This window comes from Streptomyces sp. NBC_00876 (assembly GCF_045207435.1).
Lineage (GTDB): Bacteria > Actinomycetota > Actinomycetes > Streptomycetales > Streptomycetaceae > Streptomyces.
Genome location: NZ_CP108801.1, coordinates 107,778 through 125,128, shown reverse-complemented (window position 1 = coordinate 125,128; position 17,351 = coordinate 107,778). Strand labels below are relative to the sequence as shown.

General features: G+C 68.9%; 15 protein-coding genes and 1 pseudogene. 10 read left to right on the top strand and 6 right to left on the bottom strand.

Annotation, left to right across the window (positions count from 1 at the left end):
• Positions 1-131: 131 nt before the first annotated feature.
• From OG782_RS37680 to OG782_RS37665, 4 genes and pseudogenes are all read right to left on the bottom strand, one after another.
• A complete protein-coding gene (locus OG782_RS37680) occupies positions 132-521 on the bottom strand; it encodes a DUF6009 family protein (protein WP_331742401.1) in 390 nt (129 codons plus the stop codon).
• Positions 518-2,044: a phage/plasmid primase, P4 family gene (locus tag OG782_RS37675; RefSeq protein WP_406459581.1), complete on the bottom strand. Its 1,527-nt coding sequence runs from the start codon at positions 2,042-2,044 to the stop codon at positions 518-520. Before OG782_RS37675 ends, OG782_RS37680 begins: the two co-directional genes overlap by 4 nt.
• Positions 2,045-2,046: 2 nt before the next feature.
• Entirely contained in the window at positions 2,047-3,159 is a 1,113-nt protein-coding gene (locus tag OG782_RS37670; RefSeq protein ID WP_331742394.1) for a bifunctional DNA primase/polymerase, read from the bottom strand.
• A 595-nt stretch (positions 3,160-3,754) separates the two neighbouring features.
• A pseudogene (locus OG782_RS37665) lies at positions 3,755-4,297 on the bottom strand (MFS transporter); the annotation flags it as partial.
• A gap of 299 nt (positions 4,298-4,596) precedes the next feature.
• Here OG782_RS37665 and OG782_RS37660 point away from each other — a divergent pair.
• The 4 genes from OG782_RS37660 (at position 4,597) to tpg (ending at position 9,252) form a co-directional block, all read left to right on the top strand.
• The gene (locus tag OG782_RS37660) at positions 4,597-4,968 is read left to right on the top strand and encodes a YciI family protein (RefSeq protein WP_331742387.1); all 372 of its coding nucleotides are present in this window, start codon (positions 4,597-4,599) and stop codon (positions 4,966-4,968) included.
• Entirely contained in the window at positions 4,965-6,176 is a 1,212-nt protein-coding gene (locus OG782_RS37655) for a DUF6596 domain-containing protein (protein WP_331742384.1), read from the top strand. The genes OG782_RS37660 and OG782_RS37655 overlap by 4 nt, the downstream gene beginning before the upstream one ends.
• Before the next feature lie 179 nt (positions 6,177-6,355).
• The gene (gene tap / locus OG782_RS37650) at positions 6,356-8,686 is read left to right on the top strand and encodes a telomere-associated protein Tap (protein ID WP_331742382.1); all 2,331 of its coding nucleotides are present in this window, start codon (positions 6,356-6,358) and stop codon (positions 8,684-8,686) included.
• An 11-nt stretch (positions 8,687-8,697) separates the two neighbouring features.
• The gene (tpg, locus tag OG782_RS37645) at positions 8,698-9,252 is read left to right on the top strand and encodes a telomere-protecting terminal protein Tpg (RefSeq protein WP_331742379.1); all 555 of its coding nucleotides are present in this window, start codon (positions 8,698-8,700) and stop codon (positions 9,250-9,252) included.
• 111 nt (positions 9,253-9,363) lie between these two features.
• Here the strand turns inward: tpg and OG782_RS37640 are convergent, their stop codons facing one another.
• Positions 9,364-10,668, bottom strand: a complete 1,305-nt coding sequence (locus OG782_RS37640; protein ID WP_331742377.1) for an MFS transporter — start codon at positions 10,666-10,668, stop codon at positions 9,364-9,366.
• A 127-nt stretch (positions 10,669-10,795) separates the two neighbouring features.
• Here OG782_RS37640 and OG782_RS37635 point away from each other — a divergent pair, with 127 nt between their 5' ends.
• On the top strand, positions 10,796-11,731 hold the full coding sequence (locus OG782_RS37635; RefSeq protein WP_331742373.1) for a LysR family transcriptional regulator: 936 nt from the start codon (positions 10,796-10,798) through the stop codon (positions 11,729-11,731).
• Between the two features lie 31 nt (positions 11,732-11,762).
• On the opposite strand, the gene OG782_RS37630 is transcribed toward OG782_RS37635, so the two are convergent.
• Positions 11,763-12,227, bottom strand: a complete 465-nt coding sequence (locus OG782_RS37630) for a helix-turn-helix domain-containing protein (protein ID WP_331742370.1) — start codon at positions 12,225-12,227, stop codon at positions 11,763-11,765.
• Between the two features lie 257 nt (positions 12,228-12,484).
• On the opposite strand from OG782_RS37630, the gene OG782_RS37625 reads away from it, so the two are divergent.
• The 5 genes from OG782_RS37625 to OG782_RS37605 all read left to right on the top strand — a co-directional run bounded on the left by OG782_RS37625 (position 12,485) and on the right by OG782_RS37605 (position 17,116).
• A complete protein-coding gene (locus OG782_RS37625) occupies positions 12,485-13,153 on the top strand; it encodes a DUF4097 family beta strand repeat-containing protein (protein WP_331742459.1) in 669 nt (222 codons plus the stop codon).
• A 13-nt stretch (positions 13,154-13,166) separates the two neighbouring features.
• Positions 13,167-14,189 (top strand): ATP-binding cassette domain-containing protein, encoded by a 1,023-nt coding sequence (locus OG782_RS37620; RefSeq protein WP_331742368.1) that lies wholly within the window; start codon positions 13,167-13,169, stop codon positions 14,187-14,189.
• Positions 14,186-14,974, top strand: a complete 789-nt coding sequence (locus tag OG782_RS37615) for an ABC transporter permease (RefSeq protein WP_331742365.1) — start codon at positions 14,186-14,188, stop codon at positions 14,972-14,974. Before OG782_RS37620 ends, OG782_RS37615 begins: the two co-directional genes overlap by 4 nt.
• A gap of 966 nt (positions 14,975-15,940) precedes the next feature.
• On the top strand, positions 15,941-16,639 hold the full coding sequence (locus OG782_RS37610) for a hypothetical protein (RefSeq protein WP_406459576.1): 699 nt from the start codon (positions 15,941-15,943) through the stop codon (positions 16,637-16,639).
• A 63-nt stretch (positions 16,640-16,702) separates the two neighbouring features.
• Positions 16,703-17,116 (top strand): hypothetical protein, encoded by a 414-nt coding sequence (locus OG782_RS37605; RefSeq protein WP_331742359.1) that lies wholly within the window; start codon positions 16,703-16,705, stop codon positions 17,114-17,116.
• Positions 17,117-17,351: the final 235 nt, after the last annotated feature.

Below are 17,351 nucleotides of genomic sequence, written 5' to 3'. Positions count from 1 at the left end.
CGGCGCCTTCCCACGGCTGCGGCCTGTCCTGGGGTAAAAATATACCGGACATGCTGTTTCTTATCCAGCCAGTCCAGCCAGTCCAGCTGGACCAGCCAGTTGGACCAGCCCTGCCGGTTCGAGCCAAAGCCTTACGGCTGGAGCTCCCGCGTCGCGGACGACATCGGCCCGCCCTCCGAGCGCTCGGTCTTGTGCCCCTTGCTGCCCGGCGCCAGGGTCCGAACGTCCACGGCCTCCGCCGGCGCCCCACGCGCGTACAGCCCGTCGGGTTCGGTGTCCCGGTCATGCGGCAGCAGCCAGAACACCCGCCGTCTGAACGTACCGGAAGAGCGGGACGGCTTCGCCTTCGGCCCCAGCAGGGCGTACCCGACCATCCTGCCGTCACGGTGGTAGGCGGGCCGGCCGCGCCGGGTCGGCAGGCGGTCCAGGCTCTGGCGGACGTAGTCGAGCGCGTCGATGTCCTCGAGCCAGACGAGGTCCACTTCGTGGACGATCTCGTCCTCTGCGATGAGGGCACTCATACTGTCTCCTCGTCCGCGAGCAGGCCGATGCCCGGGTAGTACTTGCGCTGGTTGGACAGGATCATTTCCTTCGGTGACGCCAGCCCCACCACCTCGCGGACACGTGCCGCGAAAGCTCTGGACGAGATCGACGGAACCCCTTCATTCTGACACCAGCCCTTGTAGGCCGCGTAGAGCTGGGCCTGCTCCGCCCGCAGATCGCCCTCGAGCTGGCAGGTCTCGCTGACGAAGCGTCCGGTGTGGTCCTCGGTCTCGGCGTACACGTTGGTCGCGATGCGGACCCGCTCGGGCCCCGAGAGGTCCTTGTCGCCCCCGAGGTAGCGGCGGGCGCCCTCGATCAGCCAGTTGAGGATGCCCGGACCCTCCTGCGTGACGAGGATGTCCGCCAGGTTGTCGATCTTGCGGTGGTCGGATACGACCCGTTCGAACGGGATGAGGCGCATGCGCCGCCAGAACGCGAAGCCACCCGTGCCCACCTCGGGCCGGTGATTGCCCAGCAGCCACATCTTGTGCGTCGGCTCGAAGCTGAAGAAGTCCTGCCGCATCCGGCGCGCCTTGATCCGGTCGCCACCGGTGAGCAGTTTGACCCGGGCCTCGTCGAAACGGTCCCCCGGCTTGACCTCGCTGCACACGATCACACGCCGGCCGTGCAGTTCGGCGAGGTCGGTGGGGTGGCCCTCGTACGGACGCGACATCAGGAACCCGGGGGGCGCCGCGTCCGCGTAGTCCCTGAGGAGCTTCATCAGCACATCCAGCAGGACGGACTTGCCGTTCTTGCCGGAGCCGAACAGGAACGGCATGACCTGGCCGCCGACGTCGCCGGTGATGGAGTACCCGAGGAGCAGTTGCAGGAAGCGGATCATCTCCGCGCCGTCGGGGTCCTCGCCGAAGGTGTCGGCCAGGAAGCGGTCCCAGCGCGGCGTGGGCATCGACTGCGGCGCGGCCGAGGTGGAGCGGGAGTGGAAGTCCTTCGTGGGCTCGGCCGGACGGATGTGCCCGGTCCGCAGGTCGACGACGCCCGCGGGCGTGCACAGGGCGTACGGATCCGCGTCCAGCAGCGCCGCGTTGAGCACCATGCCCGGGGCGGACTTCGCCTGCGTCAGCATCGCGTTCATCCCGCTGGTGCTCAGCGTGCGGCGGCGGTGCTGCTGCAGGGCGACCGGCGTGTAGACGCCTCGCGGGTCGGTGGTGGCGATGGACTCCGCCAGATCGCCCGCGGACCACATCACCGTGTCGTCCTCGTCGAACTGCCAGCGGGTGTTGTCCCACCGGAACCAGCCGATCCCGGGAACGTGCCGGTAGTCGTTGCGGTAGAGCTTGACGAATAACTTGGCGTTCCCGCGGTCGGTGAGCGTGTCGGGCAGCAGCCCGTCCGCCGTCGCCTCGCCGTCCGGCCCGGGGGCGGCAGGGGCCGGGTACCGCGTGGAGCTGCCGCTCTGCCGGGGCGCCGGGGCGGGCTGCGCGAGGATCTGCGCGGCAACGGCCTGGACGTCGAAGCCCGGCAGCACTCTCTCCTTGTCCACGCTCACGCGCGCCCCCCGAAGGACAGCGGTCGCGCCCGCCCCGCGCTCAGCCCGCCCCGGATGATGGCCAGAGCGCGCCGCTGCTGCTCCGGGCGGGCCTGCTCGGCCGCATCCCGCAGGGCCCGTACGGCCTCGTCCTCGGTGACGTGCCCTGCCGCGACCAGACCTCCGGCGGTGTACGCGGCCCGGTTCAGCTTCTCGGAGAACGCGGCGCCTTCGGGAACGGCGGCGCAGGCGGTGACCTCGGCGAGGACTCCCGTCAGCAGGCGTTCCCCCGAGCCGTGCCGTGCGCCCGCCGCGAGTACCGCCTGCCGGGCCCGGGGCGGCACCGGATGGGGCCCCGGTACCGCGGCGGACGGCAGATGCCCGGTGCGCTGCAGCTCCCTGGCGAGCCAGGCGGGCAGCGGAGCGGGCGTCCGCACCGTCCCCACCGGCCGGTAGACCCCGGCGGGGGTCACGGTCCCGGGGGCCACGATGTACCCGCCGTGCGCCCGTACGTCGACCTGCCAGGCCAGTGCACGGCCGCTGCCCGACCCGGCCGAGCACTGCCAGCGGTGGCCGCCGTCGTTGCGGTACCACACGTGCAGCCCCCCGGACGGGGTACGGACGCGCAGCGTCGACTCGTCGTCCGCAGGACTGGCGACGCCGCGCAGGGCTGCCAGGACGCCCAAGGTGTGGAAGCCGTTGGCCAGCCCGGTCAGGTCGACCCCGGGAGAGATCCCGACGCCGGGCAACAGCCGGTCCCGGTCCGGGAGTTCACGCTCGTGCGCGTCCACATCGATCACGATCAGGCCGGCGGAGCCGGTGGCCACCCCCACGCCGAGGTCGGGGCGGGAGCCCCACCACTGCCCGATCCGGTCGAAGTCGAGCGTGGCCGCATGGAATCCGTGACACCAGCGGCCCGAGCGGAGACAGGCGCACTCCGCCCGGTCATGGCCCGGGGCGCGGCACGCCTCGCAGTTGCCCACGGGCGTCTTGCGGCCCGGGGCAAGAGGGTGAACCGGCCAGCCCTGGCGCGCACACCACCAGGCTGTCGTCAGAGACTGCGATGCGACCGGCGCAGGTCGCACGAACTGCCGTCGGTCGCTGCGCGAGACCCGCAGTTCAGCTGCCATTCACTTCCCCCATCAGCGACTGAAGCGACTCAACTCGCAAAATCAGATTAGCGAAACCTGCGGGGGACGAGAGGAACATGAGCCAGAACAGATGTGTGGATCGACAAGAAGCCCCAGCGACCGAGCGACCGAACATCCAGCGACTGACGCACGCTCGATCGCTTGCCGCACTGCTCGTAAAACCGCAGGTCAGATGCGTACATCCGAAGAATCAGCGACTGAAGCGACTCAAACTCCCTATATATGACGCACACACGCGCTCACGCACACACGCGAATGTCTCGATATACCTGGACCCCGAGTCGCTTCAGTCGCTGATTTTCTTCATCGATGCATCTGACCTGCGGATATTTCCATGCGCGTGGGGAGCGACCCAACCCCCGTTCAGTCGCTGATGTTCCGTCGCAGCGGCCGCTCCCCGCTGCCGGGCGGCTCAAGCCCTTCTGGACCGGGTCTCCAGCGATTTCGCCGTTGTGCCGGCTGTCGCGTCCGTCGTTGGGTTCGTCGTTGGGTTCGCCGTTGGGCCGGTCATCGTGTCCGCCTCTGCCGGTGCGTACCGGCCACTTGTGCCGGGGACATGTTTCGGAGCCGCCGGGCGCATGAGCATGATCAGTACGGCCAGCCCGGCGAAGACGACCGCGGCGATGACTCCCGTGACGTGCAGAGCGGCCGTGAACGCCGCCCGCGCGGTGTGCAGGAGTTCCTCGCCCGGGCCGGCGGGAAGGTGCCCGGCGGCGGCGACCGCGTCGGGCAGTGAGTCGGACGCGCCGTCCATCCGGTCGCGGTAGACCACCGACGCCACCACGCCGAGCAGTGCGAAGCCGAGCGAACCCCCGAAGTAGTTGCCGGTCTCCGACATCGCCGCCGCCGATCCGGCACGTTCCGGCGGCACGGATCCGACGACCAGCCCGGTGCCCAGCGCGAACAGCGGGCCGGTGCCCAGCGCCAGTACGGTGATGCCGGTCATCACCATCGGCAGGGCGCTCGCCCCGCCGGCCCCGACCAGGAGCAGGCTGCCCAGCGCCGACCCCGCGAGCCCGCCGGCGATCGCGGTCGTCGGCTTCATGTACCGGGCCAGCGCCGGTGCGGCCATGGTGCCGACCGCCACGCCAAGCCCCATGGGCGCGAACAGCACGAGCAGCAGCGCTGTCGTGTCCATCGCGACGAGCAAGGTCGGCAGCATGAGGACGGCCAGTCCCAGCCATGCCCGGTTGACTCGCATATCCGGAACTTCCTGTTCTCTCGGTTTCGCTGGTGCTTCTCTGGTGCTTTTCTGGGCTTCTTTCGGTGGTTCGCCGGTTGGTCGGAGCGGCCGGGATCTTCTTGACATCGGAACTCGTGCGAACGTGTCGGCCGGGGATGTCAAGACGACGACGGCGGCTCCGACCAACCGGTGGAAGGCCCCCGCCGGGGCTCGAGAACCACGAGGAGTACGAGATGAAGTTCCTGATCAGCCTGCACATCAACCCGGCCGTGTTCGACGCGCTGAGCGACGAGGAGAAGGCGGCGATCGGTGCCGGTCACGGCACGTTCATCGAGGCTCTGAAGAAGTCCGGCGAGCTGCTCACCACACAGGCGCTGGTCGACCCGTCACAGGCCGCTGTGGTGTCCGTACGCAACGGCCAGCCGGTGGTGACCGACGGCCCCTTCCTCGAGGCCAAGGAGTTCCTGGGCGGCTTCTACCTGGTCGACTGCGAGAACAAGGAGCGGGCGATCGAGCTGGCTGCGCAGATCCCGGACTCCGCGATCGAGGGCCTGGGTGTCGAGGTGCGCCAGGTGATGTTCGCCGACGGACAATTGGAGGCATGACAGCACCACCCATCGAGGACCTGCTGCGTGAGCTCACGCCGCAGGTCCTCGGCACGTTGGTACGCCGGTACGGCCAGTTCGAAGGGTGTGAGGACGCCGTGCAGGAGGCCGTTCTCGCCGCCACCGTGCAGTGGCCCGTCGAGGGAGTGCCGGACAGCCCGCGCGGCTGGCTGGTGACCGTCGCGTCCCGGCGGCTCATCGACCAGATGCGCAGTGACCACGCACGCCGCGAGCGGGAGGCGGCAACGGCCGCCGAGGTGCTGCCCGAAGACGTACCGGACACCGACGACACGCTCGTCCTGCTGTTCCTGTGCTGCCACCCGACGCTCACCCCGGCCTCCCAGACCGCCCTGACCCTGCGGGCGGTCGGCGGCCTGACCACGGCCGAGATCGCTCGCGCGTTCCTGGTGCCGGAGGCGACGATGGGGGCCAGGATCAGCCGGGCCAAGCAGCGCATCAAGGCCGCCGGCAGTTCGTTCGGCCTGCCGGAGGGATCGGAGCGGGAGGAACGGCTGCGCGTCGTCCTGCACGTGCTCTACCTGATCTTCAACGAGGGCTACACCGCCTCCTCGGGCGCCGAGTTGCACCGCGCCGACCTCGCGCGCGAGGCGATCCGGCTGACCAGGGCGGTGCATGCGCAGCTGCCCGACGACGGCGAGGTGACCGGGCTGCTCGCGCTGATGCTGCTGACCCACGCCCGCGGGGACGCACGTACTACGGCGGCCGGCGACCTGGTGCCGCTGGACGAGCAGGACCGTACGAAGTGGGACCGCGGGCTGATCGACGAGGGCGTCGAACTGGTCAAGGCGGCGCTCGCCGGCCCCGCGCTGGGGCCCTATCAACTGCAGGCCGCCATCGCCGCCACGCACGCCGACGCGGCCACCACCGGGGAGACCGACTGGCCTCAGGTGCACGGCCTCTATCTGATCCTGGAACGGATCGCCCCCAACCCGATGGTCACGCTCAACCGGGCGATCGCGCTCGCCGAGACGGAGGGCCCGCCGGCCGGACTGGCCCTGCTGTCCACGTTGGACAGCGACGAGCGGATGGCCGGGCACCACCGGCTGTTGTCCGTACGGGCGCATCTGCTGGAGAAGACCGGCGAAACGGCCGGAGCCTACGAGCACTACCGGCGCGCTGCGAAGGCCACCGCCAGCATCGCCGAGCGGCGCTACCTGGAGTCGCGGGCCGCCCGGGTGAGAACGTAGCTGCCGCGCGGGTCGAAGGGCGTGGGTCGAGGGGTGCGGGTCGTGGGTCGTGGAGACAGAGTTGTGGGTCGCGGACAGAGTTGTGGGCTTGCCGATGAGCGATCGGTGCGAAATCCGCGCTATATCCATGCGCGATCGGGGAGGGTGGTTCGTATAGAGTCACGCCGGAGGTGATCAAAATGTCCCAGGAGGAGCTGGTGCTGTTCAGCGCGGTGGATGCGCTGCTTGAACAGATCGCGCAGGACCCGCTGCCACCGCCCGCCGAGCGCAAGCGACTGCGGGAGGCCGCCGGGCTGAGCCAGGACCAGATCGCGAAGGCGCTGAAGAGCCGGCGCGAGTCGGTCGGCAACTGGGAGTCCGGGCGCAGCGAGCCGCGGCCGCCCAAACGGGCCGCATACGCCCGGCTCCTGGAGGGACTTGCCGCACGCTTCCCGGACGATGCCGTGCCTGAGGCGGTTGCGCCTGAGGCGGTCGTGTCTGAGGCGATTGCCTCCGAGCCGGTTGCCTCTGAGCCGGTTGCTTCCGAGGTGGCTGCTTCCGAGTCGGTTGCCTCCGAGGTGCCCGAGACCGTAGCGCTTGGGACGGCTGTGCCCGAGACCGCCGATCCCGAGCCGCTCACCGTCATCGTCCCCGTCCCCGTTCCGGAGCCTGCCGAGCCGGTGGAAACACCTCATCCGTCCCCGGAGCCGGCCCCTGATGCGGCAGGCCCCGATTCCACGGCACGGCGGTCGCCCACGAACAGGTCCGTACCGAAGAGGACCGTTGCGTCCTCCGGGCCCGCGGACGATCCGCGTTTCGAGAACGGGCCGCTCGCCGTCATCGATGTCGCCGACGGCGAGATCCTGGCGTACTGCGTCGGCGGCCTGCTCCTGGACGTACCCGCCAAGTCCCTCCCCTCCCTGGTCGACTGGACCCTGAACGAGGCGAAGCTCGGCGGGCCCCGGCTGAACTTCAACGGACAGGACGCCGACCCACTGGTCGTCCTCACCGAAGCCGCGTGCGAGCGCTACGGCCTGCCCGTGCGGCTGTCAGGGGAGGAACGTCTCGCGGGCCGGCTGCCGGAGGACCACAAGGTCGTCAAGCAACTGGAGCGCGCGGACTGGAAGCTCACCCGGCGCGGTTTCGGACCGTGGGCGCGCATCTACCGCCCCGCGCAGGGCTCCCGGCGCAACTGCGTCCAGCTGTGCATCCCGTCCTGGGAGGCGCTCGACGTACGGCACTGGGAGGGTGCCCCGCAGCTTCCGCCGGCGGAACTCGTCCGGCTGCTGGGCACGTACGCATCACGGGTGATGACGCCCCGCGGCTCCACCGCCGTCACCGGCCTGGAGCTCATGACCGCCCTGCACCCGCCGACCCGCGCGAGCGTGCCGGACGAGCACGGCAAGCGGCACAGCGAGTACAACCCCGGCTCCCTCGGCACCGCCCCCGTCGAATGCGCACCGTGCGAAGCCCCCGACGGACACCCGCTCCTCGCCGGCCTGCCCCGCTTCCACCAGCGCGGCCCGGCCGAGATGCTGTTCGAGGAGGCGTACGACTGGGCGCGGCCGCTCACCGACGCCGAGTGCCTCAAGCGCCACCTGGTCGGCATCGACGTCAACCTCGCGTTCGGCGCGGCAGCCAACGGGGCGATCGTCGGACTCGACGCGCCCGTCCACGCCAAGAACCCCCGGTTCGACCCGACGCTGCCGGGCTCCTGGCTGGTGGACCTCTCCCATGTGGACCTGTCCCATGTGCTGGTCGGCAAGGAGCGGCGACGGCTCGAGGGGGAGTTGCTCCCCAGCCCGTTCACACCGAAGGGGGCGAGGCCGGAGGGTCCCGCCTGGTACGCGACGCCGACCGTGGCGTACGCGGTCGAGCTCGGCTACGACGTGGCGCCGGTCGAGGCGTGGGTGCGCCCCACGAGCGGCCGCTATCTGGACGGCTGGTACAAGCGCTTGCGCGACGCGTACGTCGCCACCATGGCGGACCTGGACGTGACCGAGGGCCTGGCCCCGGACGCGTTCCTGGCCGCGATGGACGGCTACCGGGGACGCGATCCGCAGCTGGCGATCGTCCTGTCCGCGATCAAGGCGACGGCGAAGGGCGGCATCGGCAAGCTCCGCGAGCGGCCGCGCGGCGGCGGCTGGCGTCCCGGCCAGCCGTGGCCGTCCCTGAACCGTCCGACCTGGCGGCCCGACATCCGTGCCACCGTCATCTCCCGCGCCCGCATCAACATGCACCGCAAGATGGTGCGGCTGGCGGACGCCACCGGGCAGTACCCCGTCGCGATCCTGTCGGACTGCGCCGTGTACGCCGCCGACGGACCCTCGCCGCTGGACGTCCTGCCGTACCGGGACGGCAAGCCACTGCCCGGAGCCTTCCGCCTCGGGGTCAGCCCGGGCATGGTCAAGCACGAGGGTACGCAGACCACGCTGTGGGCCGAGGGCATCCGTGAGGAGCACGGTCCGGAGCTCAATCTGGCCCGTTACATCAAGGACGGTACGGTCACCGCCAAGGACGACGGAGAGTAGGAATCCAGCCGATGAACACGGTCGGGGAAGGTCTCGACGAGGCGGTCCAGCGGGCGTTCACCCGCCCCGTCCCCAAGTCGGCCGGTGCCCGGATGCGGTACCTGGTGAAGCAGCTCAAGGGCACCGGGCCCGTCGCCGGACTGCTCGGAATCTCCCGGCGCACGGTCGAGCGGTATGTGAAGAACGAGATCAAGAGGCCTCGGAAGGACCTCTCGGACCGCATGGAACGTGAGGTCAGGAAGCGCTGGCAACCGCAGGTCCGGGCGAAGGCCAGGAAGAACGCGGCGACGACCGGCGGCATCATCATCGACACCCGGGCCCGCTTCGGCTACAGCGCGGCTCCCGGCACCACGGACGACGCCCGGCTGCGCCACCTCACGGTGGCACTTCCGCCGGTGTACGCGGCCCGGCTCTTCGAGGCGCAGGAACAGGGCGGCACCGACCGGCAGCTCCAGGAGATCGCGGCCGAGGGGCTCCAGGAGATCTACTTCAAGGACGGCGGTCGCCGGGCCCAGGGGCTGCTCGTGGAGTACACCGATCTGGAACACATCGAGTTCGACCTCTGACCCTTCGGCCTCTGACCCTTTGGCCTCTGACCCTTCGGCCTCTGACCCTTTGGTCTCCGGCCCTTTGACCTCCGGCGCTTGACCTCTGACAACGGTCGAGGCGGCGGTGTGTCACGAGTTGCTACGGGCCGGTTCCGGCTCGGGCTTCAGCGTGTGGTCGTGCCGGGGAAGCAGCAGCGGGGTGGCCAGGATGAGCAGTCCCACGACCGTGAGAGCGGTGCGGGGGCCGGTGACGTCGGCGAGCAGCCCGGCGAGCGCGGTGAGGACGGCGATGGACGCCTGCTGGCCGATCGACCAGGCCGACAGGGTTCGGGCGACGAGATGCCTGGGCGTCTGTTCGAGCCGGTAGGTGGCGAGCACCGGGGTGTACAGGCTCATGTTGATGATGATCGCCAGCTCGACAGCTATCACGGTGACGAGGCCGACGAAGCCGGGACGGACGAAGGCCAGGCCGATCAGCCAGATGACGCGCAGCGTACCGACGGTCCGGAAGACCCGGTGCCGGCCGTAGCGGGCCACGCCCCCGCGGGCCAGTCGCGAGCCGATGAGTCCGCCGACGCAGGGAACGGCGAAGGCGAGGCCGTACTGCCAGGGCGGGAATCCGAGCCGGCGAAGGAGAAGCACGGCCAGCAGCGGCTCGGTGGCCATGATCAGACCGGCGACGAGCATTTGGTTGAGGTAGAGCGCCCGCAGGCCGGGATGCCCCATGATGTGCCGCCAGCCGTCGAGCAATGCGCCCGCCCTGGCCGGGTTCTTGCCGGTTGTTTGAGGTGCTTGAGGTGATTGCGGTACTCGCGGCGGTGCTTGCGGTGCTTGCGGGGGTGCTTGTGGTGCTTCTTCCCGGCCGCGGATCGCGGTGAGGCACAGGGCGGAGAGCAGGTAGCTGAGGGCATCGGCCACCACGGTGACGACCGGCCCGAACAGGCCGATCGCCGCGCCGCCCAGCGGTGGCCCGACCGCGATGGAGCTCCAGTTCGTGGACTCGAACCGCGCGTTGGCCACGAGCAGGTCATCCGGCCGGACGAGGGACTTGAGGTAGGCGCCGCCGGCCGCGCCGGAGGCGATCTTGGCCGCGGCGAGCACGGCAGAGGCCACGAGCAGCTGGACGAAGCCGAGCTGCCCGAAGGCGTAGGCGAACGGGATCGTCGCCATGACCGCGAACCGGGTCAGGTCCATCGCGATCATGACCGGCCGCTTGCGCCGGAACTCCACCCACGGCGCGAGCGGCAGCGCGATCAGCGCGCCCACCGCGGGCCCCACGGCGGACAGCGCGGACACCTCGGCGGGACTGGCGTGCAACGCCAGCACGGCAACCAGCGGCAGTGCGCCGAACCCGAGCCCGGATCCGTAGGCGCTCACCGCATAGGCCGTCCACAGCCAGCCGAACTGTCGGCCCAACGGTCTCCTGCCCACCATGCGCAGTGCTCCCACCCGTACAAGCCGATGTTGACCTGTGAGAGCTAACCGAGCAGTACAACAGCAGGTCAAACAACTGCACTGTCAGCTGCGCACAACCATTGGTTGTTCACTAAGGTGGATCGGCGTGGATCTCGAAGCAGTACGTACCTTTGTCGCCGTTGCGGAAGCGGGCCAGTTCCAGAAGGCCGCTGCCGACCTGTCGATCACCCAGCAGGCCGTCTCCAAGCGCATCGCCGCGCTGGAGCGCAGCCTCGGCGTGCGGTTGTTCACCCGCGCCCCCCGTGGCGCCGACCTCACCATCGACGGGCAGGCTTTCCTGTCCCACGCGCGCGAGCTGCTGCGTGTCGCCGAGCGCGCGGTCGTGTCCGTGAGCCCCGGCCACCGTCCGCTGCGCGTCGACGTGATCGCTTCGCGCAGCGCGCAGTCGGGACTGATGCGCGGTTTTCATCGCGCGTACCCCGAGATCGACCTGGACGTGGTGATGCTGTTCGAGATCGAGACGGCCGTCACCGCCATCCGGTCCGGTGCGATCGACGCGTCCTTCCGCGCCGTCGCCGCGCCCGGTCGGCCCCTTCCCGAGGACATCGAGTCCGTCCGGGTGCTCGACGAGCCGCTCCAGCTCCTCATCGGCCCCTCCCACGCGCTGGCGGGTGCCCGGTCGGTGACCGTCGCTCAGCTCGCCGGGCACCGGATCTGGATGCCGGGCATCGTCCCCGGTACCGAGTGGGGCGCCTACTACGACGATCTCGTCGCCGAGTTCGGCCTCACCATCGAGGCGACCGGCCCCAACTTCGGTTCCGACGCGCTTCTCGACACCATCGCCGACACCCCGGCCCTGGCCACTTTCATGGGCGAGCACACCCGCCTCATCTGGCCCGCCGGCCACGGCCTGCGCCGCATCCCGGTGACCGACCCGACGCCCGTCTACCCGCACTCGCTCCTCTGGCACCGGGACAACCCCCACCCGGCACTGGCCACCCTCCGCGCCCACCTCGCCGCCACAGCGGCCGGCCGCGACGCCGCCGGGACCTGGGTACCGGGCTGGGTGATTCCGCGCTGAACGGCCTGGCCGCGCGGCCGTGGTGAGATCTTCAAACGGCAGGCTGGTCCTGTTCGGCAGTGGCGCGGTGGTGTTCCTCGCGGTGGGCGAGTACTTCGGTCATGTGTGTTTCGGCCCAGTCCTTGAGGCCGGCCATGACGCGGTTCAGGGACAGGCCGAGGTCGGTGATCTCGTACGTGACGGTGACGGGCACGGTGGGCGTGACGGCCCGGGTGACCAGGCCGTCGGCTTCCAGGGAGCGCAGGGTCTGGGTGAGCATCTTCTGACTGGCGCCCGCGAGCCGGCGGGACAGTTCGGAATAGCGCATCGGCCGGGGTCCGTCCCCGTGGTCGACCCCGGGACGATGCGGGCCGTCGCTGCCGAGCGCCGCGAGGATCAACGCGACCCACTTGTCGGAGATCCGGTCGAGCAGCCGGCGGCTGGGGCAGCCCGCCATGAACGCGTTGTAGCTCGTCTTCTCCTCGGCCCGCTGCTGAGCCGCCGTACGTGTCGACATTGATCGCAAGTGGATGGGAAGGGGGCTGGTGCGGTGCGCGATGGGATGCGTAGCGTTCACCTTCACTTCATTGCAATGAACGGGTGACTGTTGTTGCGTTAGATTCAGAGCCGTTGCAACGATTCTCAAGCCATGACCTGCGGTGATCTAATTTCATCGCAACGAATGCGTTGTCGAATCTATGAATGCAACGTAGCTTTTCCTTCATCGGAAACAGCGGGCCGACGGAGCGCACGCTGCCGAAGAAGGAGAACATCATGCAGAAGTTCGACACCCCGGCCCCCGTCTCTGCCGTCCTCGACATTCCTGCGGGACACATCCGGTTCATCGCCGCCGACCGGGCCGACACCACGGTCGAGGTCCTGCCCGCGGACGCCTCGAAGGGGCGCGACGTGAAGGCGGCGGAGCAGATCACGGTCGCGTACGGCGACGGCGTCCTGCGGATCGAGGCCTCACCGGCGAAGAACCGGATCCTCGGCAGCTCCGGATCCGTCGAGGTGACCGTCCAACTGCCCGTCGGCTCCCGCGTCGAGGCGAAGGCGGCCGCCGGCGAGTTCCGGGGCGTCGGACGGCTCGGCGACGTCGCCTACGAGGGCGCACAGGGCTCGGTCAAGCTCGACGAGTCCGCGAGCGCCCGTCTCACCCTCCTCGCCGGCGACGTCTCGGTCGGCCGCCTGGGCGGCCCCGCCGAGATCAGCACCCAGAAGGGCGACATCCGGATCGTCGAGGCCGTGCGCGGCACGGTCGTGCTGCGCACCGAGTCCGGCGAGGTGTCGGTCGGCGCGGCCCGCGGGGTCTCCGCTTCCCTGGACGCCGGCACCGCGTACGGCCGGATCCACAACGCGCTCAAGAACACCGACGGCGCCGCCGACCTGAACATCCGCGCGACCACCGCCCACGGCGACATCACCGCCCGCAGCCTCTGAAGGAGAACCCCTCATGACCAACCTGGCCATCTCGGCGAACGGTCTGCGCAAGTCGTACGGTGACAAGCTCGTGCTCGACGGGATCGATCTGCGTGTCCCGGCGGGCAGTGTCTTCGCGTTGCTCGGTCCGAACGGTGCCGGCAAGACGACGGCGGTGAAGATTCTCTCCACGCTCATCTCCGCCGGTTCCGGTTCGGGTGAGATCCGTGTCGGTGGTCATGACCTGGCCACCGATCCGCAGGCGGTGCGTGCGGCGATCGGTGTCACCGGGCAGTTCTCCGCCGTGGACGGCCTGATCACGGGCGAGGAGAACATGCTCCTGATGGCGGACCTGCACCACCTCTCCAGGAGCGAGGGGCGGCGGGTCGCCGCCGAACTGCTGGAACGCTTCGACCTGGTGGAGGCCGCGAAGAAGCCCGCCTCCACCTACTCCGGCGGCATGAAGCGCCGCCTGGACATCGCGATGACCCTGGTCGGGAACCCGCGGATCATCTTCCTCGACGAACCCACCACCGGCCTCGACCCGCGCTCCCGCCACAACATGTGGGGCATCATCCGCGACCTGGTCGCCGACGGAGTCACCGTCCTGCTCACCACCCAGTACCTGGACGAGGCCGACGAACTCGCCGACCGCATCGCCGTACTGAGCGACGGAAAGATCGCCGCGGAAGGCACCGCCGACGAACTCAAGCGCCTCGTCCCCGGCGGACACGTACGACTCCGCTTCTCCGACCCGGACACGTACCGGCGCGCCGCCACCACCCTCCAAGACGTCTCCCGGGACGACGAAGCACTGTCACTTCAGATCCCCAGCGACGGCAGCCAGCGCGACCTGCGCACCATTCTCGACCGGCTGGACTCCGCCGGCATCGAAGCCGACGAACTCACCGTCCACACCCCCGACCTCGACGACGTCTTCTTCGCCCTGACCGGCCCCACCGTGCCGAGTCAGCCGAACCAGGCCAGTCAGTCCAGCCAGCCCAACCCGCCCAGCCAGTCCAGCCAGTCCAGCCAGTCCAAGGAGACAGCCCGATGAGCGCCCTCTCACTCGCCGTCCGCGACTCGTCAACCATGCTGCGCCGCAACCTCCTGCACGCACGGCGCTACCCCTCCCTCACCCTGAACCTGCTCCTCACCCCGATCATGCTGCTCCTGCTCTTCGTCTACATCTTCGGAGACACGATGGGTGCTGGCATCGACGGCGGCACGGGCCGCTCCGCGTACATCGCCTATATCGTCCCCGGCATCCTGCTGATGACCATCGGCAGCACCGTCGTCGGCACCGCGGTGTCCGTCTCGGGCGACATGAACGAGGGCATCATCGCCCGCTTCCGCACCATGGCCATCTACCGGGGGTCCGTGCTCTTCGGGCACGTCGTCGGCAGCGTGCTGCAGTCGATCATCAGCGTCGTCCTCGTCGGTGCCGTCGGCGTCGCCATGGGCTTCCGCTCCACGGATGCCACCGTCCTGGAGTGGCTGGCGGCATTCGGGCTGCTCGTGCTCTTCGCCATGGCGCTCACCTGGATCGCGGTCGGCATGGGCATGGGCAGTCCCAACGCCGAGGCCGCCAGCAACAACGCCATGCCGCTGATCCTCCTGCCCCTCATCTCCAGCGCCTTCACCCCGGTCGGCTCCATGCCGGGCTGGTTCCGGCCGATCGCCGAGTACCAGCCCTTCACCCCGGCCATCGAGACCCTGCGCGGCCTGCTGCTCGGCACCGAGATCGGCAACAACGGATGGCTCGCCATCGCCTGGTGCGTCGGCCTCGCGGTGCTCGGCTACTTCTGGTCGACCTCACAGTTCAACCGCGACCCGAAGTGACCACGTGACCGCGCAGGCCACCGCCTCCCGCAACTCGCCCCGCCCCAGGGCGGCGTACACTGACACGGCGTCGGAGTACGCCGCCCCGTCGGCTTTCCCGGCCGGCCGCCCTGTCGGGGCCCACAGCGTGCGGGATGGGCCCCGAATGAGCTGAAACAGGAAGCTCGGCAGTTGCTCTTGGCCGTCACGGGTGGCGAGCCTGCCGACCTGGGCCGGGCACCGCGTCGCGTGTGGGCGGGCCGTGGCACCGCGGGCCGGAAAAGGCAGTGGAGTGGCTGGTCGCCGTGGGTGGCTCGGGTGGCCACTGCGACCGCAGAACACGTGAACCCTTCGTCGGGGCGCGCTTTCGTCGGCTGAGGTTCCGTACGGGCGAGTAGATGGCTCAGCGGGTGAGATCCGTGCAGAAACGGCGGCTGCCTGGGGCCATGACGCTCGGTCAGGACAGGCGCGGGTGCCAGCCCTGAGGGGCATCGCGTCGCTGCCTGGTGCGGCTCTTCTTTTATAAGAGGCGCCGAGCAAAGCGCCTCTCTGACCTGCACCTTTAGAAAATGATCATGCTCTGGCCGACACATTTTGCGATCGAAATGTTAACCTGGCCAGCACATTTTGCCTCAAAAGTTAGGCTCAGCCTAACTTTCAAAAATGGTCTCGGGGCCCGCAAAGTCGCAGGTCAGGGGTGCTTGGCCGGTCGGTGAATCCGTCGATTTCGCGAAAATGGGCCGGAACGGGCCGTCCGAAATGCACTGAAATGTCGACGCGAAAATTAGGCTCAGGCTAACTTTCGGTCCTCCTGGGCGAAAAAACTTCGGCTCAGCCTAACTTTTTTCGCCAAGCCCGACCTCGCCGTGACCCGGGACGTGTCCAGCCGTTAAAAGTTAGGCTCAGCCGAACTTTTGGACGCTCAAAAGTAAGGCTCAGCCTAACTTTTGGGGCAGCCTCGGACCGCCTGAGCATCAAGGAGGGGCAGTGGCACATGAAATGCCGTCGCGCCCACAGCGTCGGCCCCAAGCGATTCCGCCCGCTGCCTCCTCGCAGGAGAGGGACGCCGCGTACGACGACATCCTCAGTCTGCTGGGGGAGCAACTGGGCTCGACCGTCCAGACGGGAGCTGTGCCACAAGCTGGGAAAGGCAAGCTCAAGGGCGTCACCTTCGAGTACGAGACCGACCCGCGCTCCGTTCACAACTTTGCCGGAGGCGCCGGATACAGCCTCGCCAGCAACTGGTTCACGCAGTTACTCCCTCAGCTCTTCGTCGCCAACGGAATCACCAAGAGCCAACTGTGCGTGTTCCTGTATGTAGCGGGTGGGCAGAGGCCTGGCACCGGGACCGCGGAGTGCACCCAACAGGAGATCACCGACGGCCTGAACGCGCTTGCGGTCAAGAATCCCGGCGCCAAGATGATCACCAGACCCACCGTCAACCGTGCTGTCCGAGCGCTCTGTGAGTACAAGTGGCTCGAGTCCGCTGGAAACGGGCGCATCCGCCTCAACGTGACGCTTTGGTTCCAGGGCAACAGCGCAGCCCAACTTGAGGTGCTGGCCAGGATCGCCGCGGATCACGATGACGATCCAACGGCATTTCCGCACAGCATCGGCCCTGTGATGGTCCACCATCAGGAAGAGCTGGACCTTAACCTGAACGGGGAAGTGCCCGAGAGCGCCTGAAGGAAGCGCGCAGGGCGATGTCCGTCAGCAGAACAAGCACATTCGATACGGAGGATGGCACTCATGGCCGTTGCCGTCATGTCGCCGCTCGTTGCTGAGCGCATCTGGGCGCTGCCGATCGGGGCGGCTCCGGTGAAGTTCCTCCAGTACCTGATCTTCCGGAGCGAGAACGGCGGGGCGCTGCCCAGTCAGCGCGAGATGGCGGTGGAATACAAGGTGAAGCCGCCCACCGTCAGCGCGCTGATGGAGCCGCTCTTCGAGCTGAACCTCGTGCTGCGCTCCGGTGGCGAGGGTCGAGGGGGCAACCGCTACCGGCTCCATCCTCTCGTCGCCAAGTACGGGAGCACGACGGACATGGAAGCCGCCTTCGCGTACGCCCTCGAGGAGATGAAGAGCGGCAAGCTGCCGGCCATCCGCCTTCCGGAGTACCGGGCCGCGCCGCCGGCCGAGGGGCGCCCCGACCTTCGTATCGCCTGATCCGTCTGCGTGCAGGAAGTCCCGCCACCGGTGGCGGGACTTCCTGAGTTCGGGGCCCGAGCGCGACCTTCAGTCGCTTCAGTCGCTGTTGAGGGGCGTGCGGCAGCTCTGACCTGCGTCTTGGTGCGCCACTCGGTCAGCTACTCAAAACGCGTCGCCGTCGGCGCAGTCGTACCCGCAACCTGATTACGATTCAAAAACAGGGCAACCGGTTTGTTTTGTGGCGAGTGAAGAC

Bases quoted from the DNA above. Each gene is read 5' to 3' on its own strand.
- OG782_RS37630 (WP_331742370.1), bottom strand. From the start codon at position 12,227: ATGTCGACACGTACGGCGGCTCAGCAGCGGGCCGAGGAGAAGACGAGC.
- OG782_RS37660 (WP_331742387.1), top strand. From the start codon at position 4,597: ATGAAGTTCCTGATCAGCCTGCACATCAACCCGGCCGTGTTCGACGCG.
- OG782_RS37670 (WP_331742394.1), bottom strand. From the start codon at position 3,159: ATGGCAGCTGAACTGCGGGTCTCGCGCAGCGACCGACGGCAGTTCGTG.
- OG782_RS37615 (WP_331742365.1), top strand. From the start codon at position 14,186: ATGAGCGCCCTCTCACTCGCCGTCCGCGACTCGTCAACCATGCTGCGC.
- OG782_RS37680 (WP_331742401.1), bottom strand. From the start codon at position 521: ATGAGTGCCCTCATCGCAGAGGACGAGATCGTCCACGAAGTGGACCTC.
- OG782_RS37625 (WP_331742459.1), top strand. From the start codon at position 12,485: ATGCAGAAGTTCGACACCCCGGCCCCCGTCTCTGCCGTCCTCGACATT.
- tap (WP_331742382.1), top strand. From the start codon at position 6,356: ATGTCCCAGGAGGAGCTGGTGCTGTTCAGCGCGGTGGATGCGCTGCTT.
- OG782_RS37640 (WP_331742377.1), bottom strand. From the start codon at position 10,668: ATGGTGGGCAGGAGACCGTTGGGCCGACAGTTCGGCTGGCTGTGGACG.
- OG782_RS37605 (WP_331742359.1), top strand. From the start codon at position 16,703: ATGGCCGTTGCCGTCATGTCGCCGCTCGTTGCTGAGCGCATCTGGGCG.
- OG782_RS37620 (WP_331742368.1), top strand. From the start codon at position 13,167: ATGACCAACCTGGCCATCTCGGCGAACGGTCTGCGCAAGTCGTACGGT.
- tpg (WP_331742379.1), top strand. From the start codon at position 8,698: ATGAACACGGTCGGGGAAGGTCTCGACGAGGCGGTCCAGCGGGCGTTC.
- OG782_RS37655 (WP_331742384.1), top strand. From the start codon at position 4,965: ATGACAGCACCACCCATCGAGGACCTGCTGCGTGAGCTCACGCCGCAG.